The organism is Rhodococcus sp. SB1D (genome assembly GCF_048573875.1).
Classification (GTDB): Bacteria; Actinomycetota; Actinomycetes; order Mycobacteriales; family Mycobacteriaceae; genus Rhodococcus_F; species Rhodococcus_F qingshengii.
On the sequence record NZ_JBMAIQ010000007.1, the window covers coordinates 91099 to 116860 of the forward strand.

At 62.9% G+C, this 25762-nt stretch carries 26 protein-coding genes; 15 read left to right on the top strand and 11 right to left on the bottom strand.

Annotated elements, in window-relative coordinates; all coding sequences use genetic code 11:
- Positions 1-66: 66 nt before the first annotated feature.
- Positions 67-324 (bottom strand): DUF2530 domain-containing protein, encoded by a 258-nt coding sequence (locus ACN50D_RS17050; protein ID WP_007733492.1) that lies wholly within the window; start codon positions 322-324, stop codon positions 67-69.
- Positions 325-426: 102 nt separating this feature from the next.
- Here ACN50D_RS17050 and ACN50D_RS17055 point away from each other — a divergent pair, with 102 nt between their 5' ends.
- The 3 genes from ACN50D_RS17055 (at position 427) to ACN50D_RS17065 (ending at position 3790) form a co-directional block, all read left to right on the top strand.
- Complete coding sequence (locus ACN50D_RS17055) at positions 427-1881, top strand: NCS2 family permease (RefSeq protein ID WP_003940242.1); 1455 nt, start codon at positions 427-429, stop codon at positions 1879-1881.
- 65 nt (positions 1882-1946) lie between these two features.
- The gene (locus tag ACN50D_RS17060) at positions 1947-2378 is read left to right on the top strand and encodes a MarR family winged helix-turn-helix transcriptional regulator (RefSeq protein ID WP_003939901.1); all 432 of its coding nucleotides are present in this window, start codon (positions 1947-1949) and stop codon (positions 2376-2378) included.
- 104 nt (positions 2379-2482) lie between these two features.
- On the top strand, positions 2483-3790 hold the full coding sequence (locus ACN50D_RS17065; protein WP_007733487.1) for an MFS transporter: 1308 nt from the start codon (positions 2483-2485) through the stop codon (positions 3788-3790).
- On the opposite strand, the gene ACN50D_RS17070 is transcribed toward ACN50D_RS17065, so the two are convergent.
- Positions 3774-4322 (bottom strand): hypothetical protein, encoded by a 549-nt coding sequence (locus tag ACN50D_RS17070; protein WP_003940103.1) that lies wholly within the window; start codon positions 4320-4322, stop codon positions 3774-3776. The genes ACN50D_RS17065 and ACN50D_RS17070 overlap by 17 nt on opposite strands.
- A gap of 70 nt (positions 4323-4392) precedes the next feature.
- Here ACN50D_RS17070 and ACN50D_RS17075 point away from each other — a divergent pair, with 70 nt between their 5' ends.
- The 3 genes from ACN50D_RS17075 to ACN50D_RS17085 are packed head-to-tail and all read left to right on the top strand — an operon-like array spanning position 4393 to position 6095.
- Positions 4393-4983, top strand: coding sequence for a TetR/AcrR family transcriptional regulator (locus ACN50D_RS17075; RefSeq protein ID WP_037128521.1), 591 nt, complete (start codon positions 4393-4395; stop codon positions 4981-4983).
- A gap of 48 nt (positions 4984-5031) precedes the next feature.
- Entirely contained in the window at positions 5032-5838 is an 807-nt protein-coding gene (locus ACN50D_RS17080) for a TrmH family RNA methyltransferase (RefSeq protein ID WP_003939731.1), read from the top strand.
- Positions 5835-6095 carry a DUF2537 domain-containing protein gene (locus tag ACN50D_RS17085; protein ID WP_030535366.1) on the top strand — a complete coding sequence of 87 codons (261 nt, stop codon included), beginning with the start codon at positions 5835-5837 and terminating at the stop codon, positions 6093-6095. Before ACN50D_RS17080 ends, ACN50D_RS17085 begins: the two co-directional genes overlap by 4 nt.
- A 20-nt stretch (positions 6096-6115) precedes the next feature.
- Here ACN50D_RS17085 and ACN50D_RS17090 read toward each other — a convergent pair whose 3' ends face one another.
- From ACN50D_RS17090 to ACN50D_RS17105, 4 genes are all read right to left on the bottom strand, one after another.
- Positions 6116-6901: a DUF6928 family protein gene (locus ACN50D_RS17090; RefSeq protein ID WP_042921685.1), complete on the bottom strand. Its 786-nt coding sequence runs from the start codon at positions 6899-6901 to the stop codon at positions 6116-6118.
- 52 nt (positions 6902-6953) lie between these two features.
- Positions 6954-7895 (bottom strand): septation protein SepH, encoded by a 942-nt coding sequence (gene sepH / locus ACN50D_RS17095; protein WP_211920759.1) that lies wholly within the window; start codon positions 7893-7895, stop codon positions 6954-6956.
- A 200-nt stretch (positions 7896-8095) separates the two neighbouring features.
- The gene (gene serC / locus ACN50D_RS17100; RefSeq protein WP_007733484.1) at positions 8096-9217 is read right to left on the bottom strand and encodes a phosphoserine transaminase; all 1122 of its coding nucleotides are present in this window, start codon (positions 9215-9217) and stop codon (positions 8096-8098) included.
- Positions 9218-9280: 63 nt separating this feature from the next.
- Positions 9281-10408 (bottom strand): citrate synthase 2, encoded by a 1128-nt coding sequence (locus tag ACN50D_RS17105; protein ID WP_003940025.1) that lies wholly within the window; start codon positions 10406-10408, stop codon positions 9281-9283.
- A gap of 244 nt (positions 10409-10652) precedes the next feature.
- On the opposite strand from ACN50D_RS17105, the gene pdxH reads away from it, so the two are divergent.
- The 5 genes from pdxH to ACN50D_RS17130 all read left to right on the top strand — a co-directional run bounded on the left by pdxH (position 10653) and on the right by ACN50D_RS17130 (position 15707).
- Positions 10653-11366 carry a pyridoxamine 5'-phosphate oxidase gene (pdxH, locus tag ACN50D_RS17110; protein WP_007733483.1) on the top strand — a complete coding sequence of 238 codons (714 nt, stop codon included), beginning with the start codon at positions 10653-10655 and terminating at the stop codon, positions 11364-11366.
- Positions 11363-12628, top strand: coding sequence for an MFS transporter (locus tag ACN50D_RS17115; protein ID WP_021332219.1), 1266 nt, complete (start codon positions 11363-11365; stop codon positions 12626-12628). The genes pdxH and ACN50D_RS17115 overlap by 4 nt, the downstream gene beginning before the upstream one ends.
- A gap of 41 nt (positions 12629-12669) precedes the next feature.
- Entirely contained in the window at positions 12670-13617 is a 948-nt protein-coding gene (locus ACN50D_RS17120) for an aldose 1-epimerase family protein (RefSeq protein ID WP_003939677.1), read from the top strand.
- Between the two features lie 358 nt (positions 13618-13975).
- The gene (locus ACN50D_RS17125) at positions 13976-15274 is read left to right on the top strand and encodes a citrate synthase (protein ID WP_003940509.1); all 1299 of its coding nucleotides are present in this window, start codon (positions 13976-13978) and stop codon (positions 15272-15274) included.
- A gap of 70 nt (positions 15275-15344) precedes the next feature.
- The gene (locus ACN50D_RS17130; RefSeq protein ID WP_003940440.1) at positions 15345-15707 is read left to right on the top strand and encodes an FKBP-type peptidyl-prolyl cis-trans isomerase; all 363 of its coding nucleotides are present in this window, start codon (positions 15345-15347) and stop codon (positions 15705-15707) included.
- Positions 15708-15799: 92 nt separating this feature from the next.
- Here the strand turns inward: ACN50D_RS17130 and ACN50D_RS17135 are convergent, their stop codons facing one another.
- Both ACN50D_RS17135 and ACN50D_RS17140 read right to left on the bottom strand, forming a co-directional pair.
- Entirely contained in the window at positions 15800-16561 is a 762-nt protein-coding gene (locus tag ACN50D_RS17135) for an ABC transporter permease (RefSeq protein WP_211920757.1), read from the bottom strand.
- Complete coding sequence (locus ACN50D_RS17140) at positions 16558-17511, bottom strand: ATP-binding cassette domain-containing protein (RefSeq protein ID WP_211920755.1); 954 nt, start codon at positions 17509-17511, stop codon at positions 16558-16560. The genes ACN50D_RS17135 and ACN50D_RS17140 overlap by 4 nt, the downstream gene beginning before the upstream one ends.
- Positions 17512-17605: 94 nt before the next feature.
- On the opposite strand from ACN50D_RS17140, the gene ACN50D_RS17145 reads away from it, so the two are divergent.
- Positions 17606-18409 carry a TetR/AcrR family transcriptional regulator gene (locus tag ACN50D_RS17145; protein ID WP_211920753.1) on the top strand — a complete coding sequence of 268 codons (804 nt, stop codon included), beginning with the start codon at positions 17606-17608 and terminating at the stop codon, positions 18407-18409.
- Here the strand turns inward: ACN50D_RS17145 and ACN50D_RS17150 are convergent.
- Positions 18344-19327 (bottom strand): sugar-binding transcriptional regulator, encoded by a 984-nt coding sequence (locus tag ACN50D_RS17150; protein WP_007733475.1) that lies wholly within the window; start codon positions 19325-19327, stop codon positions 18344-18346. The two genes, ACN50D_RS17145 and ACN50D_RS17150, sit on opposite strands and share 66 nt — an antisense overlap.
- A 239-nt stretch (positions 19328-19566) precedes the next feature.
- On the opposite strand from ACN50D_RS17150, the gene ACN50D_RS17155 reads away from it, so the two are divergent.
- The 3 genes from ACN50D_RS17155 (at position 19567) to ACN50D_RS17165 (ending at position 23731) form a co-directional block, all read left to right on the top strand.
- Positions 19567-20394, top strand: coding sequence for an MIP/aquaporin family protein (locus ACN50D_RS17155; protein WP_003940085.1), 828 nt, complete (start codon positions 19567-19569; stop codon positions 20392-20394).
- Positions 20395-20458: 64 nt separating this feature from the next.
- Positions 20459-21967 (top strand): glycerol kinase GlpK, encoded by a 1509-nt coding sequence (gene glpK, locus ACN50D_RS17160; protein ID WP_003939742.1) that lies wholly within the window; start codon positions 20459-20461, stop codon positions 21965-21967.
- 48 nt (positions 21968-22015) lie between these two features.
- Positions 22016-23731, top strand: a complete 1716-nt coding sequence (locus ACN50D_RS17165; protein ID WP_058037824.1) for a glycerol-3-phosphate dehydrogenase/oxidase — start codon at positions 22016-22018, stop codon at positions 23729-23731.
- Positions 23732-23798: 67 nt separating this feature from the next.
- Here ACN50D_RS17165 and ACN50D_RS17170 read toward each other — a convergent pair whose 3' ends face one another.
- Complete coding sequence (locus ACN50D_RS17170) at positions 23799-25076, bottom strand: sensor histidine kinase (protein ID WP_050654708.1); 1278 nt, start codon at positions 25074-25076, stop codon at positions 23799-23801.
- Positions 25073-25750 carry a response regulator transcription factor gene (locus tag ACN50D_RS17175; protein ID WP_003939990.1) on the bottom strand — a complete coding sequence of 226 codons (678 nt, stop codon included), beginning with the start codon at positions 25748-25750 and terminating at the stop codon, positions 25073-25075. Before ACN50D_RS17175 ends, ACN50D_RS17170 begins: the two co-directional genes overlap by 4 nt.
- Positions 25751-25762 lie beyond the last annotated feature (12 nt).

Below are 25762 nucleotides of genomic sequence, written 5' to 3' on the forward strand. Positions count from 1 at the left end.
GACAAGCTAAGACCGACACTGGAGTGCAGGGTAGGCTTACCATACTGAAAGGGTGAATCGACCTGCTCAGTCGACCAGACCGGCGCCCTGCTGTGCGCCCTTGTCACCGCGCACAGCTGCGCGTCGTTGAATGGAGAACAGAGCGAAGCCGAGGAAGCCGACTCCGATACCCGCGTAACAGATCGGGAGTGCATCCGACCAACGATCGCCGCTCACCGCGACCACGATCGTGGCGATCACCCACAACGCGGTGCCGATGATCAGTGCCGGCGCGGGTGCGGACAATTTGCCGATCAGGCCTGTTGTGTTGCGAGTCTCCGTCACAAAATTAACGCTACCCGTACCCCGGTGGCCTACTCTCCCTAGTGCGACCGGCTTCATGTGCGCCGGCACACGGCGACCTACAGCGATGGGGAAAGAACAAACATGGCGGCACCCGGCAAGATCCTCGACACCTATTTCAAGATCAGCGAACGAGGGTCGACGATCTCGACCGAGATTCGCGGCGGTGTCGTCACCTTCGTGGCGATGGCCTACATCGTGGTCCTCAACCCCCTGATCCTCGGCAGTTTCTCGGCTGACGACGCTGCAGCGAAGACCGACGTTCTCGGCAACATCCTTCCGGTCAACCAGGTGGCTGCGGTCACCGCTCTGGTTGCCGGCCTGATGAGCATCGTCTTCGGTGTCGTTGCCAACTATCCGTTTGCCATCGCCGCGGGTCTCGGCATCAACAGCCTGCTCGCCGTCACAATCGCACCTCAGGTCACCTGGCCCGAGGCGATGGGCCTGGTGGTCATCGACGGTGTGATCATCGTTCTGTTGGCACTCACCGGCTTCCGAACTGCGGTGTTCAATGCGATTCCCTCGGCATTGAAGTCCGCGATCGCGGCCGGTATCGGCATGTTCATCGCCTTCATCGGACTGGTCGACGCCGGATTCGTCCGCCGTATCCCCGATGCCGCCGGTACGACGGTTCCCGTCGGACTCGGAATCAACGGCTCCATCGCTTCGTGGCCGACCGTGGTGTTCATCTTCGGTGTGCTGCTCATGGGTGTTCTGGTAGTGCGCAAGGTTCGTGGTGGACTGCTGATCGGCATAGTCGTCACGACGATCCTCGCCGCGATCATCGAGGCAGTTGCCGACGTCGGACCCTCGCTCGGAACCAACCCCAAGGGCTGGAACCTCAGCATCCCCGCGATCCCGGAGATGCTCGGTGGTATGCCTGATCTGAGCCTGGTCGGCGACGTCAGCATCTTCGGCGCATTCACCCGCATCGGTGTTCTGGCCGCCAGCCTGCTTGTCTTCACCCTCGTGCTCGCGAATTTCTTCGACGCCATGGGCACGATGACGGGTCTCGGTAAGGAAGCCGGCCTGACCGACAAGGACGGAAACCTCCCCAACGTCGGTCGCGCGCTTGTCGTCGAAGGCGCGGGCGCGATCGTCGGCGGTGGCGCTTCGGCGTCGTCGAACACCGTGTTCGTGGAATCCGCGTCGGGTATTGCCGAAGGCGCCCGCACGGGCCTGGCAAACGTCGTGACCGGACTGCTCTTCCTCGTCGCGATGTTCCTGACGCCGCTCTACTCCGTCGTGCCGATCGAGGCAGCTGCGCCTGCCCTCGTCGTCGTCGGTGCGCTGATGATCGGGCAGGTCCGAGACATCGATTTCACCAAGTTCTCGGTTGCTCTCCCGGCGTTCCTGACCATGATCGTCATGCCGTTCACCTACTCGATCGCCAACGGCATCGGCGTCGGCTTCATTTCATGGGTGGTCCTGCACGCTGCCAGCGGTGGTATCAAGAAGATCCACCCGTTGCTCTGGATCGTGGCGGCACTTTTTGTGGCCTACTTCACTGTCGGACCCATTACCGACGCCCTTACGTGAAATCAGGGTTGACCGGTATTCGATTACGTGAGCTACCGGCCAGCTCTTGACGTATTGTCTGACGCGTGACCACCGAAACTCGTGCGCTGGCCAGCGATCTTTCCCTGGCTGTAGTGCGTCTCACCAGGCATCTGCGCGGCCGCAGAGTCGACGCTCAGGTATCGCTGACGCAACTGTCCGCCTTGGCGAGCCTGGATCAGTACGGCCCGATGACTCCTGGCGTACTCGCAGCACGTGAGAAAGTGCAGCCGCCGTCGATGACGCGCGTTGTTGCTTCTCTCGCCGAGCTCGGTCTGGTCGAGCGCTCGCCGCATCCCACGGACGGTCGTCAGATCATCGTGAATCTGTCCGACGCCGGGCAGGCGTTGCTCGCGGACGAAACCCATGCGCGTGAGGCGTGGATGAACGAGCAGCTGGCCGGGCTGGGTGGCGAAGAACTCGCGACGCTGCGCGGTGCCGTCGAGATCATCACCGAGATGGTCAACAAGACGGAGTAGCTCCGTGAGTTAGAGGTCGCGTAGCTCCGCTACCTAGAGGTCGTTGCCCAAACGAATTACTCGAGGGGCAAGATAGTGGGGTGCCCCGAGACCCCGATTCCGGCATGTTTGCCGCGCTCCACAACCGCAACTACCGCCTTTGGGCTTCCGGACAGATCGTTTCTCTGGTCGGCACGTGGATGCAACGCATCGCCCAGGACTGGCTGGTACTGACGCTCTCGGACGGCAATGCGCTGGCGGTGGGCATCGTCATGGCCTTGCAGTTCGGCCCGACGCTGTTCTTGTCGGTGTGGGGTGGGGTGCTTGCCGATCGGTACGACAAGCGTCGGATCCTGATCTTCACGCAGTGGGCGAGTGCGGTATGCGCGCTGGTGTTGGGTCTGCTGGACGTCGGTGGGCTCGTCGCGTTGTGGCATGTCTTCCTGATTGCCTTTGCCCTCGGCTGTGTCTCGGCGCTCGACGCACCCGTGCGTCAATCGTTCACCATCGAAATGGTGGGCAAGGAACACCTGTCCAACGCCATCGCGCTCAACTCCATGACGTTCAACACGGCCCGCATCGTCGGTCCGGCCATCTCGGGTGTGCTGATCAACCTGATCGGAACAGGGTGGGTGTTCCTGCTCAACGTCGCGACATTCGGTGGGGTGCTCATCGCGCTCTACCTGATGAACAAGAAGGAGTTGATCCCGTCGGAACCGGCCCCGCGCACCAAGGGGCAGGTGCGCGACGGGTTCCGATATGTATGGGGCCGCAAGGACCTTCGCGTGATAATGGTGTCGGTCTTCATGGTCTCGACCTTCGGCCTGAACTTCGCGATCAGCCTGGCGGTGATGGCGCGCAACACGTTCGGCCTCGAGGCCGACGGTTACGGATTGCTGTCCACGACGCTCGCCGTGGGCACCCTTGCCGGCGCTGCGTACGCCGCAAGACGGAAGGAAGCGCCGCGGTTGCGGACGTTCCTCGGTGCCGCCGTGGCTTTCGGTGTGTTCGAGGTCGCGGTGGGATTGATGCCCACCTACGCGTTGGTGGCGCTGATGTTGATCCCCACGGGCGCACTGACGTTGACGTTCACGACGTCCGCGATGAACATCCTGCAGATGTCGGTGCCTTCCGAGATGCGCGGGCGGGTGATGGGTATCTACATGCTCAGTTTCCTCGGTGGCACACCGCTGGGAAGCCCGTTGCTGGGTTGGCTCGCCGACTCCGTGGACCCACGTGCGCCCTTGATCGTGGGCGGAGTGATCTCGCTCGTCTCGGGAACTGTGGCCGGGGTGTACCTGCTACGCAGCGAAGGGCTGAAACTTCGTCTTGCGCGACCGGAAGACGGTGGCAGGCTGCCGGTTTTCGTCCTGCGTCCGGTGATCGTATGCGACGCGACCGAACAGGCAGTCGAGGCTAGCCGCGCGCCGTGACCTTCTCACGCTTGGGAAACACCGTGTAGCTCAGGGCGATTGCTCCCCAGATTGCGAGTACCACTGTCAGCTTGCTGATCCATCCGTCGAGGGCTCCAGTGCGGGTGGGGTCGTCGACGAGGAAGATGGCCGCGCCGAGAAGTCCGCACGCGACGGCCCAGGCGATCGCGGCTTTGCCGAACTCGCGCCATTCGCGCAGTGCTCGCGCACTCCCGTACTTGGGTGGTGCGACGGGAGCCGGGCCGCCGGCGAATCGGTAGGCGAACCTGGCGTCGGCCCAGGAGATGAGGCTGTGTCCGAACGCGACGGAGAATCCGATGTAGGCCGCGGCAAGCCCATGGGTGAAGTTCGCCTCGCCACCGCCACGAAGATCGAGGGCTGTGGCGACGAGCAGTACGACATCCACCAGGGGCGCGCAGATGAGCAGTGCGGCGCCCAGCGTTTTGCGGCGCAGTAGATAGCGGGCCGCGAGACCTGCGGCGATGAACACCCAGAACATGATTTCGCACGCGATGATCAAGTGGACGATCATGACATCAGCTCATTTCTAGTACGACTGTGTTAGTGATTGAAAACTAGCACAGCTGTGTTAGTTTTGTGAAGTGGTGAAACGTAGCAGTCCGGATGAGCGGCGTGAAGAGATCGCCGAGGCCGTGTGGCGTGTGATCCGTCGAGACGGTGTGGCGAGCGCCAGCGTCCGGGCGGTCGCGGACGAGGCGAAGATGTCGACGGGGTCGCTACGGCACTTCTTCGCGACGCAGTCCGAACTCTTGCTGTTCGCGATGACGCTCGTGACCGTCCGGGTGGAGGAAAGGATTGCCGGCATCGACTTCGATCCCGACATCCGCCGCGCGATTCGTCAGTTCACCGATCAGTTCGTTCCCCTCGACCAAGATCGGCGTGAAGAAATGCAGGTTTGGGAGGCCTTTGCTGCTGCCGCCCAGACCGATTCGGCGTTGACGGCGGTGCGTGACGAGACAGACCGGACCTTGTTCGAGCACTTTCGTTCGTTCGTGGAAGCGGCGCATCGAGCGGGTTTTCTACGGCCGGGTGCCTCGGTCGACATCGAGGCGATGAGATTGCATGCGCTCGCCGACGGGCTCGCGTCGCACGGCGTCGACAATCCCGAGCGAACCAATCCAGAGGTGATCAGCCAGGTGCTCGACGCGCATTTTGTCACGCTGTTGCGTTAGGTCGGGAGTAGTGGTGGGGGCTCGCGGTGCGTACGGCACGATAGACCCGTGGTTCACGTCATCGACATCTCAGATCCCGCCGACCCCCGGCTGGATGACTTTCGCGATCTCAACTCTTCGGATCGGCGCCCCGACCTCCCGGAGGGCAAGGGACTGGTCATCGCCGAGGGAGTGTTCGTCACTCAGCGACTGCTGACTTCGCGGTTCGAGCCGATCAGTCTCCTCGGCGTCGAACGACGGCTCCTGGAGCTCGCTGACGATCTCGACGGTGTGGACGTGCCGTTCTACCGTACGAGCGCCGAAGTGATGGCCGAGGTCGTCGGATTTCACCTCAACCGCGGCGTCCTCGCTGCAGCAGCACGCCCGGCACCGCTCGCGGTCTCGGACGTGTTGAAGGACGCGAAGACCGTCGTGGTCCTCGAAGGCGTCAACGATCACGAGAATCTCGGCTCGATGTTCCGCAACGCGGCGGGGCTCGGTGTCGATGCAGTTCTGTTCGGGAAGGGTTGTGCCGACCCGCTGTACCGGCGGTCGGTCCGTGTGTCGATGGGGCACGTGCTGCGAGTGCCCTTCGCGCATGTGGCAAAGTGGCCACACGACTTGGATGAGCTGCGTGGCAACGGTTTTCAGCTCATTTCCTTGACTCCGAATCCGGAAGCGGTCACTTTGGCCGAAGCGATGACCGGGGAGAAGGTAGCGCTACTGCTGGGCGCCGAGGGGCCAGGTTTGACCGAACATGCGATGCGGGCCACCGATATTCGTGCCAAGATACCCATGGCGCCCGGCACCGACTCGCTCAACGTCGCGACCGCAGCGGCGATGGCCTTCTACGAACGTGTCAGGACCGGCCGGTGACTCAGGACCGCACGCCCTGGTTCACCGGAATCGCGGTGTCGGTGTTCGCAGCCATGCTCTCGACCAGTGCCGTCGCGGCGTTCTGTGTCGCGCTGGGCAACGTGAACGTGCTCCTGGCGGTTGTCGTCAATGTCATTGCGGTAGGCGGACTTGCGCCGACCGTCTGGCGCTGGCGAGCCGTCCCCGTCTGGCGATGGGTGGTCTACGGCGCGGTAGCCGGCGTACCGCTCGGGTGGATCGCAGCGATAGCCGCGTGAACCTGTGAGGCTGCTCGGCGCTACTTGAAGCCGAAGTACCGAGCGAGGCGGCCGCGCGGCTTGGCCACCGGTGCGTCGTGGATCGGCGGCATGTTTTCGGGCATGGGTACCTCTGTCGGCGCCTGCTCGGGCATCGGCGCGGGGGCTGGGGGTGCAGGTTTGGGTGCCTCGCCGGGTCGGTGAATCTTGAAGCCCCACAGGAGAATCTGCGTTGTGTCGAGTTCGTGTTCTCGCGGCGCGCCGGTGTATCGAAATCCCAGCCACTCGAGGTTGGCGGACTCCGCGAACTGTTGCGGGTGGAACGGAAGTGACTGCGGATCAGGCAGGATCCCGGGCGGGTAACGCAGGGGATGGTTGCCGGCCCAGAATTCCAGTTCCCAGGTCTGTGGGATCCCCAGATTTTCGACGATGTCGATCGGGATGGCACTGAACGAGCGTCGTAGCTCGCCGTCCTCCCACAGTGCAAACGAACCCTGCGCGGTTTCGGGGACGGAGCTGATCAACAGCGTCGAGCCACCCTCTGCCGAAAGGTTCCAGGAATCAGGCAGTTTCGAGGGGACGAAGGTGCTGAGTTCGGAGCTGCAGACGACACTCACTCGACCGTACGCGCCGACGAAGACGTAGCCGGGGCTCACCGTCGCGGCCATCGACAGCGGCTGAGGCCCGAGCGACTCGAACTCCTTGTCCGGGTACAGCGACATGGCGATTTTCAGGGCCTCGGTCTGATCCGGCTGTGGGTACCTGCTCAATTCGGTGCGAGCGTCTGCGCCGCCCAGAAACCAGATCGTCGATACCCGTGCAGCCACCGGCAGCCCTCTCTCCTCAGCCTCGCTCGAAAGAAGAATACTTTCCTTCGGGTCAGCGACCGCTGCTGCGGACCCCGAGGAGTACGTCGTCCCACGAGGGAAGAGCAGGCCGTCCGCGCTTGTCCTTGGTCTGCGTCTGCTGCGGAGCGGTTTTCGGGGTCACATCCGGTGCGGGTTCGGGAACCTCTTCGGTGACGTCGGTTTCCGGCTCGACAGCAATCGGTTCGGGCGCCACGATCCGTTCCGCCACCACCGTCCGCTCGGGGACTACTGTGCGCTCGGAAACTGCTGTCCGCTCGGAAACTGCTGCGGGCTCGGGCTCGATCTCCGCCACCGGTTCGACGTCGAATCGGGACAGTTCGAGCTGTTCCGGTTCGTTCGAGACCACCGGTACCAGGCCGCGGAGCGGGCGACCGAAGTCGGGATCGATCAAGTCGAATGCCGCGTCGTCGAGTGCGACGATCGTTCCGCCGTGCGCGTCGGGCTGGTAGCGCCAGTGCGCGGCGTTGGTGGTGCGGCCGGCCTGCCACTGCAACTGCGCGACCCACTGATTGTCCTCGTCGCGCCAGGCATCCCAGGTGGCCTCGTCGATACTGTGGCCGCGGGCGCGGAATGCGTGGGTCACGATTTCGGAGAGGGTGGGAACTGTCGGACCGTTGTCGCGCACCGGGTGTCCGCCCTGCGCCATTTCCGCGGCGCGGGAGCGCTCGAGCAGAACGGGGTACGCAAAGCGCTCGACCTTGCTGATGGGGATCTTCGCTTCTTCGGCGACCTGCTCTACGGAAGCACCGGAACGAATGCGCGCCTGAATTTCGCGGGGACGGAGTTGGCTTTCCATTTCGATCTCAATCTGGCCGAGTCGAGCCACGTCTCCGCGGGAAGCTGCACGAAGTTTGTCATCGGCGGGAAGCCGGAATTTCTGGCCGGTTTCAGCATCTGCGCACACCACATGCGATCCATCGGGTTCAAGTCCGATCACTCGAAGCTCTCGCACATTGACCTCCTTATCGCGCCGGCTCGCGACTTTGCGCCGCGCTCAACTGTAATTCATTCGTGACCATGGACTCGGCAGGACACGCAGGGCGAGATGACCTCGGATCCGCCCACCGGTGTGGTAGCTCACAAGGCCTGGCGCAAACGACGCTCGGCCCCCGACGTCATGCCGGGGGCCGAGCGGTGAAGCAAATGTGAAAATCAGCCGAGCTGAGAAACGACCCAGTCGATGCTCTTGGTGAGAGCGGTGACGTCATCGGGGTCGATGGCCGGGAACATGCCGACGCGCAGCTGGTTGCGGCCGAGCTTGCGGTACGGCTCGGTATCGACGATTCCGTTGGCGCGCAGGATCTTTGCCACCTCGGCAGCGTCGACGTCGTCGTTGAAGTCGATGGTGCCGACAACCTGCGAGCGGTGTGCCGGATCAGCGACGAACGGCGTTGCGAACTCACTGGCCTCGGCCCAGTTGTACAGGCGCGAGGACGAATCCGCGGTGCGAGCGGTAGTCCAGTCGAGGCCGCCGTTGCTGTTCATCCACTCGATCTGGTTGGCGAAGAGCAAGAGGGTGGCCAGGGCCGGGGTGTTGTACGTCTGATCCTTGGAGCTGTTGTCCACGGCGATGGGCAGCGAGAGGAAGTCAGGCGTCCAGCGTCCCGAATCCTTGATCTCCGCGACGCGTTCGAGGGCGGCCGGGCTCATCAGCGCGATCCACAGTCCGCCGTCTGCAGCGAAGCACTTCTGCGGAGCGAAGTAGTAGACGTCGGAATCGGCGACATTGACCGGAAGTCCGCCGGCGCCCGAGGTGGCGTCGATGGCGATCAGTGCGTTCTCCGAACCCGCGGGACGCGAGACGGGGATCGACACACCGGTGGAGGTCTCGTTGTGCGCCCAGCCGATGAGATCGACGGACGGGTCGGAGACCGGCACCGGTGCGCTGCCCGGATCGGCGGAAACGACGATCGGGTCACCGATGAACGGGTTGGCCTTGGCGACCGAAGCGAACTTGGAGCTGAATTCGCCGTTGGTCAGGTGCAGCGACTTCTCGCGGATGAGGCCGAATGCGGCCGCATCCCAGAACGCAGTGGTTCCGCCGTTGCCGAGGACGACCTCGTAGCCCTCGGGCAGTGAGAACAGATCGGCGAGGCCGGAACGAATGCTGGCCACAACGTTCTTGACCGGCTTCTGGCGATGGCTGGTGCCGAACACCGAAGCGCCCACCTCGACCAGGGACTGCAGCTGCTCGGGGCGAACCTTGGAAGGACCGCAGCCGAAGCGTCCGTCGGCGGGCTTGAGGTCGGCGGGGATGATCGGTGTGGAGGTCATCGCTTCTTTCTGTTCCTTCACTTGTGTTCTGTACTACCGTGATTGGCGAATTCGAGCGGGGTACTACGCGTGGCTGATCTGGTCCCAGCCCTCGACCGACTCCGGAGTACGGGGCGCCGGGCCGGTGTAGATGGCGGCCGGGCGTACCAGCTTACCGAGACGCTTCTGCTCGAGGATGTGTGCACACCAGCCGGCGGTGCGGCCACAGGTGAACATGGCAGGCATCATGTGCGCGGGAACCTCGGCGAAGTCGAGGATGACGGCGGCCCAGAACTCGACGTTGGTCTCGATCGCGCGATCGGGACGACGCTCACGCAGTTCTGCCAGTGCAGCCTGCTCGAGAGCTGCGGCAGCCTCGTAGCGGGGAGCGTTGAGGCGCTTGGCCGTGGCGCGGAGCACGCGTGCACGGGGATCTTCGGCGCGGTAGACGCGGTGTCCGAAGCCCATGAGCTTTTCCTTGCGGTCGAGGATTCCCTTGACCAGTGCGCGGGCGTCGCCGGTCTTCTCGGTCTCTTCGATCATCGGAAGAACGCGGGCCGGTGCGCCGCCGTGCAGCGGGCCGGACATCGCGCCGATGGCGCCGGAAAGCGAAGCCGCGACGTCGGCGCCCGTGGAGGCGATGACGCGGGCCGTGAAGGTGGAGGCGTTCATGCCGTGCTCGGCTGCCGAGACCCAGTACGCGTCGATTGCCTCGACGTGTGCCGGATCGGGCTCACCCTTCCAGCGAACCATGAAGCGTTCGGTGACGGTCTTGGCCTCGTCGATGCGGCTCTGCGGGACTGCCGGCTGGTAGATGCCGCGAGCGGACTGCGCGACGTACGACAGCGCCATGACGGATGCGCGGGCGAGCTGGTCGCGGGCGGTCTCGTCATCGATGTCGAGGAGCGGCTGGTAGCCCCAGATGGGAGCCAGCATCGCCAGTCCGGCCTGAACGTCGACACGGACGTCGCCGGTGTGAATGGGGAGGGGGAACGGCTCGGCCGGCGGGAGGCCGGGGCCGAAGCGGCCGTCGACGAGAAGGGCCCATACGTTGCCGAAGGTGACCCTCTGGCCGACCAGGTCTTCGATGTCGACTCCGCGGTAGCGCAGTGCGCCGCCGTCCTTGTCAGGTTCTGCGATATCGCTGGTGAAGGCGACGACGCCTTCGAGTCCGCTCACAAAATCGTCCGGTATTGCTGCGCTCGCTGCCATTCTCGTGGACTCTCCTCGTTCGAGTGCGCCAGGTCTACAGTCGCACTGCCTCAGCTTCAGTGACTGCGCCTCGGTGCTCGCAGGGATGAGCACGCACCGTGTTTTGTACTGCGCAATCGTCTCGTCCCGATTCGGCGCTGTCGCTGGTGCGGCTCGCGGTCCGGGTCGGGTCTAGCCACGGCAAACTTTAGCGCGTGCCGCGTAGCCGTTGGCCAGTGAGTACCCGGGAGTAGCGTTCTCGGCTGTGTCGAATGAACGTCAGGACCCGCAGGCGGTGGACAACGAACTCGCGGCCATGCGTGTGGGCTATCCGCAAGCAGGCAGCGAATCGGAGTCCGTCGAGGACCGCATGAGTGCGGAATTGGATACTTCGGTTGTCGAAACCGGTTGGCTGCCCCTCATGCGTCAATGGCTCGTGGACGCCGTCGAAGCTGACGCGCCGGAGCCCAACGCCATGACTCTGTCGACGGTGGACGACGGTGGCCGTCCGGCGTCGCGCACCGTGCTCTGCAAAGGGCTCAGCGAGGACGGCGTCCTCTTCTTCACCAACTACGGATCCGACAAGGCTCGTCACCTCGACGCCCACCCGTACGCGTCGGCGAACTTCACGTGGCTGACCCTTGCCAGGCAGGTGATCGTCCGCGGCACCACCGAGCGGGTGAGTGCTCAACTGACGCAGGAGTATTGGCGAACCAGGCCTCGAGGTTCACAGCTCGGCGCGTGGGCGTCGTCGCAGTCTCGTCCGATCGACTCGCGTGCCGATCTCGACGAGCAACTGCGTGAGGTCGCTGCTCGATTCGGCGTGGACGGTGAGATTCCGGTGCCACCGAACTGGGGCGGGATTCTGATTCGGCCCGAGTCTGTCGAGTTCTGGCAAGGACGCGCGAACCGCATGCACAATCGAGTTCGCACGAGCCTGGTCGACGGACAGTGGTCCGCCGTCCGTCTCCAGCCGTGAGCCGGCTACTCGCGGACACGACTCCGCTCGAGAATCGCGACTATCGACGGCTGTGGACGGCCGGCATCGTCACCGTCATCGGCGCTCAGCTCAGCGTGGTCGCCGTACCGCAACAGGTGTACGAGATCACCCGAAGCTCGGCCTACGTCGGTCTGACGGGAATCTTCGGTTTGGTCCCGCTGGTCGTTTTCGGTCTGTGGGGCGGCGCACTGGCCGACGTCATGGATCGACGACGGCTGTTGATGATCACCTCGATCGGACTCGGCGTCACGTCGGTGCTGTTCTGGATCCAGGCTGCCCTGAACGTGAACAACGTGTGGTTGGTGCTCGGATTGTTCTCGGTTCAACAGGCGTTCTTCGCGGTGAACCAGCCGACGCGAGCGGCGATCATCCCTCGGTTGATTCCGGGCAGGCAGTTACCGGCCGCGAACTCGCTGAACATGACTGTCGTGCAGTTCGGTGCGATAGCCGGCCCGCTACTGGCGGGTGTCCTCATACCGTCGGCCGGTCTGCAACTGCTGTACCTGCTCGACTCGATCTTTCTTCTCGCCACACTGTGGGCGGTATGGAAGCTCCCGGCGATTCCGCCGACCGGAACGTCTCGGCGAGCCGGATTGAGCGAGGTCCTCGGCGGTTTCACGTATCTCGCGACGCAGAAGGTTCTGCTCGCGTCGTTCGTGGTGGACATCATCGCGATGGTGTTCGGGATGTCGCGAGCACTGTTCCCGGAGATCGCTCACGAATCCTTCGGTGACCCCGCCAGCGGCGGTTTTGCGCTGGGACTGCTGTTCGCGGCGATGTCGGTGGGAGCCGTTCTGGGCGGAGTCTTCTCGGGTTGGTTGCCACGGGTTCAGTACCAGGGGCGAGCCGTTCTGGTCTGCATCGCGCTGTGGGGGCTGTCCATGGTCGGCTTCGGCGTTGCCGTGTACTTCGCGAGTCCCGGTTCCAGTGTGATTCTGCTCTGGGTGGCGGTCGCATTCCTGGCATTCGGCGGAGCCGTCGACATGGTCTCGGCGGCTTTCCGCAGCACGATGCTCCAGCAAGTGGCAACCGACGACATGCGCGGACGACTGCAGGGCGTGTTCATCGTGGTCGTGGCAGGTGGTCCGCGTATCGGTGACGTGCTGCACGGCGGTGCAGCCTTCCTGTTCGGGACCGGTGTCGCGGCAGCGGGCGGCGGCTTCCTGGTGATTGTCGGTGTTGTCCTTTCTGCCCTCGCATTTCCGGCATTCGTTCGCTACAAGGTGGGACGCGCCGTCTGACGTCCTGGTTAACCGGTCGCTCGTGGTGGAAACTGGTACGTATGACTGCGCCGCACAGCACGGGTAGGGGAGGGTTCGAGATCCGTGGTGGAGGCTATCGAGCCGAGATCGCCGCGGCCGGTGCCGGGTTGCGGCTACTCGATCACGAAGGACCGAACGGTCAGCGCGCGCTGACCGAGACCTGGGCACTCGGATCGAAGCCACCGCTGTCGGCCGGATTGGTTCTCGCGCCGTGGCCCAACCGAATTCGCGACGGGCACTTCATGTTCGACGGGATCGAGCATCAACTCGAGATCACCGAACCTGCGCTGGGGAACGCGAGCCACGGGTTCGTCCGGCGTCGCAATTGGAGCCTCGTGGACCACACGTACGAGCGCGTCGAACTGTCGGTCGACGTGGGACTTCACAAGGGTTGGCCCTATCCGTTGCAGCTGACGGTCGCCTACGAGGTCGGTGCCGACGGACTGACCGTCACGCACACGGCCACGAACAAGGGTGCGACCTCGTCGCCGTTCGGGCTCGGAATGCACACCTTCATTCGCGCCGGCGACTTTCCGCTCGACGAATGTGCTCTGCATCTGGCAGCAGGCACACGGTTGCCGATCGATCCGGCGAGGATGCTGCCGAACGCGTATTCGCAGGCAGTCGCCGGTACGGACTACGACTTCCGGACACCGAGACTGCTTGCCGGGGTGCAGTTGGACACTCCGTACAGCGCATTGGACGTCGTCGACGGCAGTGGTCGCACGCAACACGAGCTGCTGGCTCCGGATGGAACCGGCACTGCCCTGTGGACCAACCGCGAGTTCCCGTGGATTCAGGCCTTCATCGCAGATCCCGCCAACGACAAGGGGTATCCCGATCGCGGCCGCGCATTGGCTTTGGAGCCGATGACCTGCCCGCCTGACGCCTTCAACTCGGGCATCGATCTCCTGGTGCTTCATCCGGGTCAGACGTGGACGGGTAGCTGGGGCATCAAGGCGCTGTGATCCGGCTCTCATAACGTGGGATCGTGTAACACCAAGTAGGCATCAGCCGATAACAATCGGTTTTCGGTACCCCGTGTCAGTGGTCCGGAAGGTCCGACGTTGCTCCCATTTGCGAATTGCAGCCGAGATTTGCAGATCAGCGTGGGTAAATGCGCGATTCCGTAGACTGGAGTACCGGTCACGCGAGTGGGAAAGCCCAGACTGGAACATGTTTCAGTTTCGGTGGGTATGTCGGGTTCGTGAGTACCCGAAAAATAGCCGTGGAGCGACCCTCCTTCGGCACGATCTCTCCCGTGCGACTAGTTTCTAGTTGATCGCATGTAGTTACTCGTTGGTTCGAGCTTGAGAGGGATCCTTCGTGCCCGCTGACAATGACACAAAGCCCACGCTTACTTACCCCGGTGGTGAGTACACGATGTCCATTGCCAGGGCAACAGAGGGCAATGACGGCATCGAGCTGGGAAAGCTGCTGGCCACAACGGGGTACACCACCCTTGACCCCGGTTTTGTGAACACTGCATCCACCAGTTCTGCAATCACCTACATCGACGGTGAGAAGGGAATCCTGCGTTACCGCGGATATCCCATCGAGCAGTTGGCAGGTAAGTCGACGTTCATCGAGGTCAGCTACCTGCTGATCTACGGCGAACTGCCGACCGACGCCCAGCTCGAGTCCTTCACGGACCGCATCCGTCGACACACCCTGCTTCACGAGGACCTCAAGCGGTTCTTCGACGGATTCCCGCGCAACGCTCACCCGATGCCGGTTCTCTCGTCCGCAGTGAACGCATTGTCGGCGTACTACCAGGATTCGCTCGATCCCGAGGATCCGGAGCAGGTGGAACTGTCCACCATCCGTCTTCTCGCGAAGCTGCCGACCATCGCTGCGTACGCGTACAAGAAGTCCGTCGGACAGCCGTTCCTGTACCCGGACAACTCGTTGAACCTGGTCGAGAACTTCATGCGTATGACGTTCGGCTTCCCCGCCGAGCCGTACCAGGGTGATCCCGAGGTCGCCAAGGCACTCGACATGCTGCTGATCCTGCACGCCGACCACGAGCAGAACTGCTCCACGTCGACCGTGCGTATGGTCGGCTCGTCGGACGCCAACCTGTTCACCTCCGTCTCGGCCGGCATCAACGCGCTGTGGGGCCCGCTGCACGGCGGCGCCAACCAGGCAGTGCTCGAGATGCTCGACGAGATCAAGGCCAGCGGCAGCACCGCAGCCGAGTTCGTCCGCAAGGTCAAGAACAAGGAAGACGGCGTGAAGCTCATGGGCTTCGGGCACCGCGTCTACCGCAACTACGATCCGCGCGCTGCGCTGGTCCGCGAAACCGCGCACACCATCCTCGCCAAGCTCGGCGGCGACGATGAACTGCTCAACATCGCAATGCAACTCGAAGAGGCCGCCCTCACGGACGACTACTTCATCGAGCGCAAGCTCTACCCGAACGTCGACTTCTACACCGGCCTCATCTACCGCGCGATGGGCTTCCCGCCGCGCATGTTCACGGTGCTGTTCGCCATGGGCCGTCTGCCCGGCTGGATTGCGCACTGGCGTGAAATGCACGAGGATCCGGCTACGAAGATCGGCCGCCCGCGCCAGATCTACACCGGCTACACCGAGCGTGACTACAGAGACATCACGTCCCGCTGACGCGTGACCTAGCGATATCACCACCCGCTAGTCTTCTGTACCCAACATTTCGCCTCAACGAGGAGGACCCATGAGTAGCAAGCCCGTAATCGAGTTCCAGGAAGGCCCCGCGCCGACCGATCTGGTCATCAAGGATCTGGTTGTCGGAGAAGGCGCCGAAGCCGTTCCCGGTGGCACCGTCGACGTTCACTACGTCGGTGTCGAGTTCGAGTCCGGCGAAGAGTTCGACTCTTCCTGGAGCCGTGGCGAGTCCATTCAGTTCCCGCTTCGTGGCCTGATCAAGGGCTGGCAGGACGGCATCCCGGGCATGAAGGTCGGCGGACGCCGTCAGCTCACCATTCCGCCGGAGCTGGCATACGGCCCCGCCGGTGCAGGGCACCAGCTTTCCGGCAAGACCTTGGTCTTCGTGATCGATCTGCTGGACGCCAAGTAATCCACTGTGCGCCTTTATTAACCCCCCGCGGCTAATAAAGGCGCACAGCACAAGCAGCCCCGCACCGTCAGGTGTGGGGCTTTCTTGTGTGGTCAGCTCGCGGTCTTTCGTCGGTAGAGCCAGTTCGACCACACGAATCCCACGGCGGCGATGCCCAGGCACCACGCGAGGGCGATGGCCGCGCTGTTCCCGATCGGCGTGCCCATCAGGAGTCCGCGCACAGTCTCGATGATCGGAGTCACCGGTTGGTGCCGGGCAAACCCCTGCAGCCAGGACGGCATGGTCTCAGCCGGTACGAAAGCAGTGCTGACGTAGGGCAGGAACATGATGGCGAAGGTGAATCCGCTTGCAGCCTCCGGGTTCTGGGCCAAGAGTCCCAAAGCTGTCGAGAGGTACGACATGGCAAAGACGAAGGCGACGATCGCAGCGGCGACGCCGAGCCAGCGCAACGGATCGCTGGTCGGGCGAAATCCCATGATCAGCGCAACCACGACCACGATCGCCGTAGTCAGGACGTTGCGGACGACGCTGGCCAGTACATGACCGGTCAGGACCGACGACGGAGAGATCGCCAAGGTCCGGAAACGGTCGATGATCCCGTCCTTCATGTCGCTCGAGACGCTGACCGCGGTGGTCGAGGCGCCGAAACCGGCGCACAGAAGGATGATTCCGGGCACTACGTAGTCGATGTACTCGCTACCGGTGTTGATGGCGCCGCCGAAGACGTAGACGAACAGCAGCATGAGCATGACCGGAAGGGCTATCGCGGTGATCATCGAATCCGGACTGCGCAGAACGTGTTTGAGATTCCGGCGGAGCATCACCGCGGAATCGATTGCAATGGTGGAGGTCATCGAACGCTCGCAATCTCGGGCTGGCCTGATCCGGTGAGCGCGAAGAACACGTCGTCCAGATCCGGAGTGTGAACGGAGAACTTCTCGACGGTGATCGACGGATCGTCGATCGAGTCGAGGATCGCTTTGATCGACGGAACTGCCCCGTCGGAAGGGATGTGCAGGGTCAAGGTCTCGGCATTCGAATGCGCCTGCGGCAGTGATGCCGCGGCGAGTTCGAGTTGGGCCAGGTTCTCGAATTGCAGTGCGACGTGGCCGCCGGGAACAAGGCGTTTGAGTTCGTCCGGTGTTCCCTCGGCGACGATGCGGCCGCCGCTCAGCACGCCGACCGTATCGGCCAATTCGTCTGCCTCGTCGAGGTATTGGGTGGTGAGGAAGATGGTGACGCCTGACGCTGTGAGTCCTCGAACGATCGACCACATGTCGTGGCGGCTTCGCGGGTCCAGGCCGGTGGTGGGTTCGTCGAGAAAGACGACGTCCGGTCGGGCGACGAGGCTCATTGCGATGTCGAGTCGTCTGAGCATGCCGCCCGAGTAGTTGCCGGCGCGTTTGTCGCCGAAGTCCGTCAAAACGAACTGGTCGAGCAATTCCTCGGCACGGAGACGGGAGTTCTTCCGGCCCAGGTGATTCAGTTCGCCCAGTAGGGTGAGGTTCTCGAATCCGGTCAGCAAGGTGTCGACGGCTGCGTACTGCCCGGTCACGCTGATGCGCCGCCGAATGTTCTGTGGATCTCCGGGCAGTGAATGCCCCGCGACCATGACCTCGCCTCCGTCGAAGGGGATGAGGGTGGTGAGAATTCTTACGGCCGTGGTCTTTCCGGCGCCGTTTGCGCCGAGGAGGGCGTACACCGATCCGGCCGGGACCGCCAGGTCGAGTCCAGCCAGTACCTGTTGATCGCCGTAGTGCTTACGGAGTCCGCGGACCGAGATTGCGGGGATCGTTCCTGACATCGAGACCTCCAACAAAAGAACTGTGTATGTCATAAACTCGTGTTTATAGCGTACACAGTTCTAGGATGATGGCAAGAGTGAAGAGTGGGAGCTTATGGATCGCGGAGCGCTACCGAGAGCAGTTGAACTGGCCTGGGGACTGGACCAGCCGGGAACGCGGGGTCCGAAGAAGGGGCTCAGTCTCGAGCAAATTCTCGACACCGCGATCGAATTGGCCGACGCAGAAGGCGTCACCGCTCTGTCGATGGGCCGCGTGGCCAAAGCGCTCGGGTTCACGACCATGTCGCTCTACCGCTACGTGGCAAGCAAAGACGAACTGATCGAACTGATTTCGGATCGGGTGATCGGGCCGCCGCCGGTGATTCCCGACGGCGTGACCTGGCGCGTCAAGCTCGAGGCGTGGGCGAATCAGGAGTATGCCACGATGCTGAGTCGACCGTGGTGGCTCAAGCTGCCCATCACGGCTCCACCGACCGGGCCCAACAACATGGCGTGGCTCGACGCGGGTCTGAGCGCCCTCGACGGGGTCGCCCTGAGCGCCGCGTCGAAGTTCCAGGTGGTGACCAACGTGTCGTTGTTCGTCATCGGCCGCGCTCGATTCTCGGCTGACCTGGCGTCTCGTTCAGCGCAGTCGGCAGACGACGACGTCGCATACGGCGCTCTCATTGCTCGTGTCATCAATCGGGAGGGATTCCCCTACCTGAGTGCCGCAATCGAGGAAGGCGGCTTCGAGGACGGCAGCCCGGAGGGTGAGGCCGGCGGCGACGATGCCTTCGATTTCAGTTTCTCGCTCGGCTTACTTCTCGACGGAATCGAGAAGCTGGTGCAGCGGTCAGGACACCAGCGCGGTGGCGCTGACGTCGTCGATGATCAGATCGGTGATCAGCCCGCCCCGTAGTGCTCCCTCCAGGGCCGGCAGTTTTGCTGTTCCGGCGACGATGCACACGCGCCTGGCGACCTTCTCGAAAAGGTCCAGTCGCGGGCCGCTCGCGCGCTCGTTGAGTTCGATTCCGCGGTAGCTCCCGTCCGACCGGAAGAAGACGGTTGCGATATCGCCGACCACTCCGTCGCGTCGAAGTGCTTCTGCTTCATCGGGTTCGAGGTATCCGGCGGTGTAGACGTGACTCGGTACGTTGCCGCCCGGTACGCCGATGCTGAAGACTGCCAGGTCCATTCGCTTCTGCATGTCCAAGACGCGTTTGATGCTTCGTTCGCGCCACAGTTGCTCCCGGGTTTCCGGGTAGTCGAAGAAGGCAGGCACCGGAAATCCTTGTGGCAGAGCACCGTAGGCGTCGGCGATGGTTCTGATGATGTCGCTGGCGTAAGAGATCCCGGTGGTGCGAGTATTCGCGGCGCCGTTGAGTTGCACGACGTACGAGTTGTACGTGCGTTTGGGGGCAAGGTGCTTGCTGACTTCACTGAGTGTGGTTCCCCAGGCGATCCCCATCACCATGTCGCTGTCGAAGAACGACGCCAGCAGGCGTCCGGCAAAGGTTGCGACCTTTTCGAGTCGCTCGAGATCTCCCACCAGTTCCGGCACGGTCACCACGTGGGCGCGCACTCCGTACCGTTCCGAGAACTCGCGTTCGATGCGAGGAGCCTGGCCGTGCGGGGTGCTGATCTTGATCTCGACGAGACCCGAGGTGCGCGCGTAGGTGATCAATCGGGAGACGGTGGATCGGGACACCCCCATGTCGCGGCCGATGGCAGCCATGGTCTGGTCCTGGAAGTAGTAGAGGCGTGCGGCCTGAACTGCGTCGGCGATGCGCGGGTCCGCCGGATCGGAGGTAGCGGAGTCCGAAGTGGGAGTTTCCATGGGTTCGTCCTATCTGCACGTACGTGCAAGAGCATTGAACCGAATCTTATCCGAGTAGGCCCAGGCCGAGGCGCTCGATCACGCAAAGTCCCAGAAGTGTGTCTGTTACCCGCGTTACGGTGCGCAAATGGGGCATTTGCACATATGTGCATGAGCTATGCGTGAATGTGCAAACGGCCTTACGCTACGGGTGTAGCAATCCAAACTATGACATGCATCACAACGAAGTGAGGGTGGGGATGGAGAAAGCCAAGCGATTAGGGCTTCCAGGCGAGTTGGCAGCCGAGTTCGCCGGAACGATGATCTTGATCTTGTTCGGCGTCGGAGTTGTGGCGCAGGTTGTGTCCGGCGGGAGTGGTGGGGGTCTCGGCGGACACGACAGTATCGCGTGGGCCTGGGGACTCGGCGTCATGTTCGGCATCTATGTCGCAGGCCGGGTGACGGGTGCTCATCTGAACCCCGCAGTGACCTTCGCCTTTGCGATCTTCCGGGGATTCTCCTGGCGCAAGGTCCTGCCCTACACGCTGGCGCAGACCGCTGGAGCCTTTGTCGCGGCCCTGATCGTCCGGTGGAATTACAACGACATGCTCAATGCCATCGATCCCGGACACACAACGGCGACTCAGACGATCTTCTCGACGATGCCCGGAAACGGAACGCTCCCGGTCAGTCTGGGATCAGCGCTGATAGATCAGATCATCGGCACGGCGATCCTGTTGTTCCTCATCGTTGCGGTGACCGATACTCGGGGAACTCCGCCGCTCGCGAATCTTGCGCCCTTCGTCGTCGGTTTGATCGTGGTGGCAATCGGATTCGCATGGGCGACCAACGCGGGTTACGCCATCAATCCGGCCCGTGACTTCGGTCCGCGGCTGGCGTCGTATCTCACCGGTTACGGCAGCGCCTGGCGAGATCAGTACGGGAGCCTGTATTTCTGGGTGCCCATCGTGGGGCCGCTGATCGGCGCTCCGATCGGGGTGTTCCTCTACGACAAGCTGATTGGTCGATTCCTGCCTGACGAGTCGGTGGAGAAGGCAGCCGAGGAGCCGGCCACGATACCGGCCTGATGGCGAATCATCATCTCTGACAGTAAATCTTTCGCACTTTCTTCGACACCAAAGGGGTAGCACGATGGCGCAGTTCGTAGCCGCGATAGACCAGGGAACCACCTCCACGCGATGCATGATCTTCGATCACAGTGGGCACGTAGTCGCTGTCGAACAGCACGAGCACACACAGATCTTTCCGCAGGCAGGCTGGGTCGAACACGATCCGATCGAAATTTGGGACAACGTCCGCAACGTCACCGCGGGCGCCTTGGCCAACGCAGATCTGACCGCGGCCGACATCGCATCCGTCGGCATCACCAATCAGCGTGAGACGGCAGTGGTCTGGGAACGAGCAACCGGAAAGCCCGTTTACAACGCCATCGTCTGGCAGGACACACGCACCGATCGAATCTGTACTGCACTCGCCGGCGAAGACGGCCCCAGGAAGTACACCGAAGTCACCGGATTGCCGTTGGCCACGTACTTTTCGGGCCCAAAGGTCAAGTGGATTCTCGACAACGTCGAGGGCGCGCGTGAGAAGGCCGAAGCAGGCGAGTTGTGCTTCGGCACGATGGACACCTGGGTGCTGTGGAACATGACCGGCGGCGTCGACGGCGGAGTGCACGCTACCGACCCCACCAACGCGTCGCGCACTCTGTTGATGGATCTCGACACTCTCGCTTGGGATTCGGCGATCTGCGCCGACATGGGCATCCCCGAATCGATGCTCCCCGAGATTCGCAGCTCGTCCGAAACTTTCGGATTCGTGCGCGAACGCGGAACGTTGTCCGGCGTGCCGATCGCCGGAATCCTCGGCGATCAGCAAGCAGCGACTTTCGGTCAGGCCTGCCTCTCGCCCGGAGAAGCGAAGAACACCTACGGAACCGGCAACTTCGTGCTCCTCAACACCGGCACCGAAAAGGTGATGAGCAAGAACGGCTTGTTGACGACGGTCTGTTACAAGATCGGTGAGCAGCCAACGGTTTACGCACTGGAAGGATCGATCGCCGTGACCGGTTCGCTGGTCCAGTGGCTTCGGGACAACCTCGGCATGATCGACAACGCGGCCGACATCGAGGTGAACGCGCGCTCTGTGGACGACAACGGTGGCGCGTACTTCGTGCCCGCGTTCTCGGGCCTGTTTGCACCGCATTGGCGCGCGGATGCACGCGGTGCGATCGTCGGTCTGACAAGGTTCGTGAACAAGGGGCACCTTGCCCGGGCGGTGCTCGAAGCGACTGCGTACCAGAGTCGTGAGGTGATCGAGGCGATGAACCTCGACTCGGGTGTCGACTTGAAGGTTCTCAAGGTCGACGGCGGAATGGTCGCGAACGAACTCCTCATGCAATTCCAGGCCGATTTGCTCGACGTCGAGGTGATCCGCCCTGTCGTTGCGGAGACCACGGCATTGGGCGCTGCGTACGCCGCTGGTCTCGCGGTCGGGTACTGGGAGAGCGAGGACGACATTCGCAGCAACTGGGCGAAGGACAAGAGCTGGACGCCGTCGATGGATTCGGCCGAGCGTGAGCGCCTGTATGCAGGCTGGCAGAAAGCCGTCACTCGGACACTCGACTGGGTCGACGCAGACTGATCGCGGCGCCCCCATTTCTACCTATTTTCAAGTGAAGGAACAGTTTTCATGAGCACAGCACAAGCATTGAGTCCGTCCTCGCGGGCGGAGTCGCTGAAGAAGTTGGAAGAAACCGAACTCGACGTCCTCGTTATCGGCGGTGGCGTGGTCGGAGCGGGTAGCGCGCTCGACGCCGCAACTCGCGGTCTGAAGGTGGGCTTGGTGGAGGCTCGCGACTTCGCGTCCGGAACCTCGAGCAGGTCGAGCAAGCTGTTCCACGGCGGACTGCGTTACCTCGAGCAGTTCAATTTTGCGCTCGTGTTCGAGGCACTGCGTGAGCGGTCGCTGGTTCTGAATTCGCTGTGCCCGCATCTCGCGAAGCCGGTGCCGTTCATCTACCCACTCGAGAAGTTGATCGACCGGCCGTACGTCGGTCTGGGCATCGGCGTCTACGACGTGATGGGCGCAGGCCGCGGGGTTCCCTCACACCACAAGCATGTGGGCAAGAAGAAGACTCTCGAATCGTTCCCGTCCGGAAAGCGCTCTGCTATCCGGGGTTCGGTCAAGTTCTACGAGGGTCAGGTAGATGACGCCCGCCACACGATGATGCTGGCGCGCACGGCGGCCGAGTACGGCGCGCTGTGCGTCAACAGCACCCGCGTAATCGGCTTTCTCCGTGAGGAGGACCGCGTAGTCGGGGTGAAGGCCGTGGATCTGGAAACAGGTCGCGCGTTCGAGATCCGTGCTCGTCAGGTCATCAACGCCGCCGGTGTGTGGACTGACGAGATTCAGGAAATGGTAGGTGGTCGAGGACAATTCCAGGTTCGCGCTTCGAAAGGTGTGCATTTGGTCGTCCCGCGAAACCGCATCAACTCTGCGACCGGAATCATCACGCGGACCGAGAAGAGTCTGCTGTTCGTGATTCCGTGGGGAAGCCACTGGATCATCGGTACGACGGACACCGACTGGAACCTCGACCTCGCCCATCCGGCAGCGAGCCGAAGCGATATCGACTACATCCTCGGACATGTCAACAAGCTCCTTCAGGACGAGTTGACGCACGAGGACGTCGTCGGTGTGTACGCGGGGTTGCGTCCGTTGCTGTTCGGCGAATCGGATTCGACCAGCACTCTCTCGCGTGAGCATGCGGTGTCGAGTCCGGTCCGAGGTTTGACGGTGGTCGCCGGTGGCAAGTACACCACTTACCGCGTGATGGCCAAGGACGCTGTCGATTCCGCGGTGCACGGATTGGAACAGAAGGTGCCGAAGTCCTGCACCGAGCGTATCCAACTTGTGGGTGCCGACGGCTACTTTGCCGCGCACAACAATCGGCATCTCACCGCTGAGCGCACGGGACTGCACGTTTCGACCATCGAGCACCTACTGGGTCGGTACGGCACTCTGGCTGACGAGTTGTTCGAACTCGTCGAGGCGCGACCGGAACTGGGGCAGCCGTTGGACTCCGCCCCCGAGTACCTCAAGGCGGAGATCCACTACGCTGCGAGCCATGAGGGTGCACAGCATCTCGACGACATCCTTACCCGTCGTACCCGCATCTCCATCGAGGTTACCGATCGCGGCGACGCGGCAGCAGCGGAAGTAGCCGAACTGGTTGCGCCGGTGCTGGGTTGGACTCCCGAGCACATTGCCGAGGAGATCGAACACTACCGGTTGCGTGTCGCAGCCGAGCGGGAATCTCAGGAGCAGCCCGATGACCTGACCGCTGATGCGGCGCGCCTCGGTGCACCGGACGTTCGCACCGGAGTCGCTGTCGGACAGGTTTGAGTCCGAGACACCACCAATGATCGGCCGGGACCCTGTGTCCCGGCCGATCGACCGAACTGCCTCGGTGTCAATCGAACTCGTCTGCCGAACATTCGGGGAGGTCGATCGTCACCACCGCGCCCCCGTTCGGATGGTTCGCGAAGTCGATACGAGCGCCGATGACCGCCGCTTGTCCCACTACGATCGTCAAGCCGAGGCCCAGGCCCGAGTTCGGGCCGCGTTCGACGGAGTTGGTCTGAAATCTCTTCGGCCCCTGGCGAAGCCACTCTTCAGTGAACCCGACGCCCCGATCCCGGACCGTGATGCGGGAGTGGTCGACGTGGACATTGATCGGCGACTTTCCGTGATTGCGAGCATTCAAGATCAGGTTGGCGATGATCCGCTCCAGTCTGCGCGCGTCGGTGTACGACACGGGGGTGCCGTGAACACTCACTTCACACTCGACTCCTGTGGTGGAAATCGCGTGACGCACCACCGGTGCCAGTTCCACCGATTGGATGTCAGCCTGCTCGGAGGTGGTGTCGAGGCGTGCCACTTCGATGACGTCCTCGGCGAGCCTCCTGAGTTTATGGACGCCGTCGCGCACCAATTCGGTTGGCCTACCGGGTGGCAGGAGCTCTGCGGCGCCGACCAGTCCGGAGATGGGTGTTCTGAGATCGTGCGCGATATTGGCTGTCACGCGCTTCTCGGCGTCCAATTGTCCCCGTAGAGCATCGGACATCGCGTCGACCGCATCCGCCAGCTCGGTGATCTCGTCGTCGAAAAGCGACCAGGTGACCGAGCGGACGCGGATGTCCGCTCCGGTAGACACTTTGCGAGCCGCACGGGCGGCCGAGCGCAATCGATACGACATCGCGAGTCCAAGCAGAACACCCAGGACGGCACCCGCTGCGATCACTGCGATGGTGGCGTTGCGAAGTGTCCGATCGACGCTGGCGATCGATTCCCGCTGCGCGGTGTACGGGACGCGAATCGCCACCACCTGAGTGTTGACGTCGGCAGCAGCCCAGACAAATGGCTGGTCCCCGCTGTCGACAAGGTAGGTGGCACGTTTGCCGCCCGCCACGGCCTGACGCAACTCTTCCGGAACGTCGAGACCATCTGTGGTGGCGCGGAACAGTGCACGCATGCTGCCCGTTTCGTCCTGCAGCACCAGTTGGAGATTGCGATCAGCTGCCGCCCGCGCTGCATCCTCTTGGTTGTGTGAAAAGGTTTGATGCATCACGGTACTGAGCGTGATCGAGGCGACGGCAATCACGAACGTGATGGCCGCCGCGATCTTCCACTGAAACGACAACCGCCTCCCGGTGGACGGGAGCTTGGCGGCGAGATCCCGCGATCTCACCGATGGTTGTCCATCGTGTAGCCGAACCCCCGGACGGTCCGGATCTGTTCGGAGCCGATCTTCGTGCGCAATCGCTGAACGTGAACGTCGACGATGCGCGTATCGCCGCCCCAGTCGTAATCCCAGACGTCCGAGAGCAGTTCGGAGCGAGACCAGACTTTGCGCGGCACACTCACCATGACCAGGAGCAGCTTCATTTCGGTGGGTGTGAGAGCCACTTCGGCGCCCGAACGCGTGACGGTCACCAACTCGCGATCGATCTCCAGATCGCCGAGAGTCACGATGTCTTTCTCCGTACCGGAATGGGATTCGACCCGCCGGAGCACACTTCGGATACGGGCCACCAGGACACCGCTGTCGAAGGGCTTGGTGACGTAGTCGTCGGCACCGGCTTCCAATCCGAGAACAATGTCGACCGGGTCGTCGCGCGCGGACAGCATGATGACCGGCACCGACAGTTCCTCACGAATGCGTCGGCACAGGCTGATTCCGTTCAGGTCGGGAAGCATCACGTCGAGGACGGCGATATCCGGCTTGGCGTCGACCGCCATATCCATTCCGGTCAACCCACCCGATGCGGTGATCACCCGAAACCCGTTGCGTTCGAGATTCAATTGCGTTGCTTCGCGGATGACAGCGTCGTCTTCGACCAGCAAAATCAACGGATCGGTCATCGGCCTTCGCTT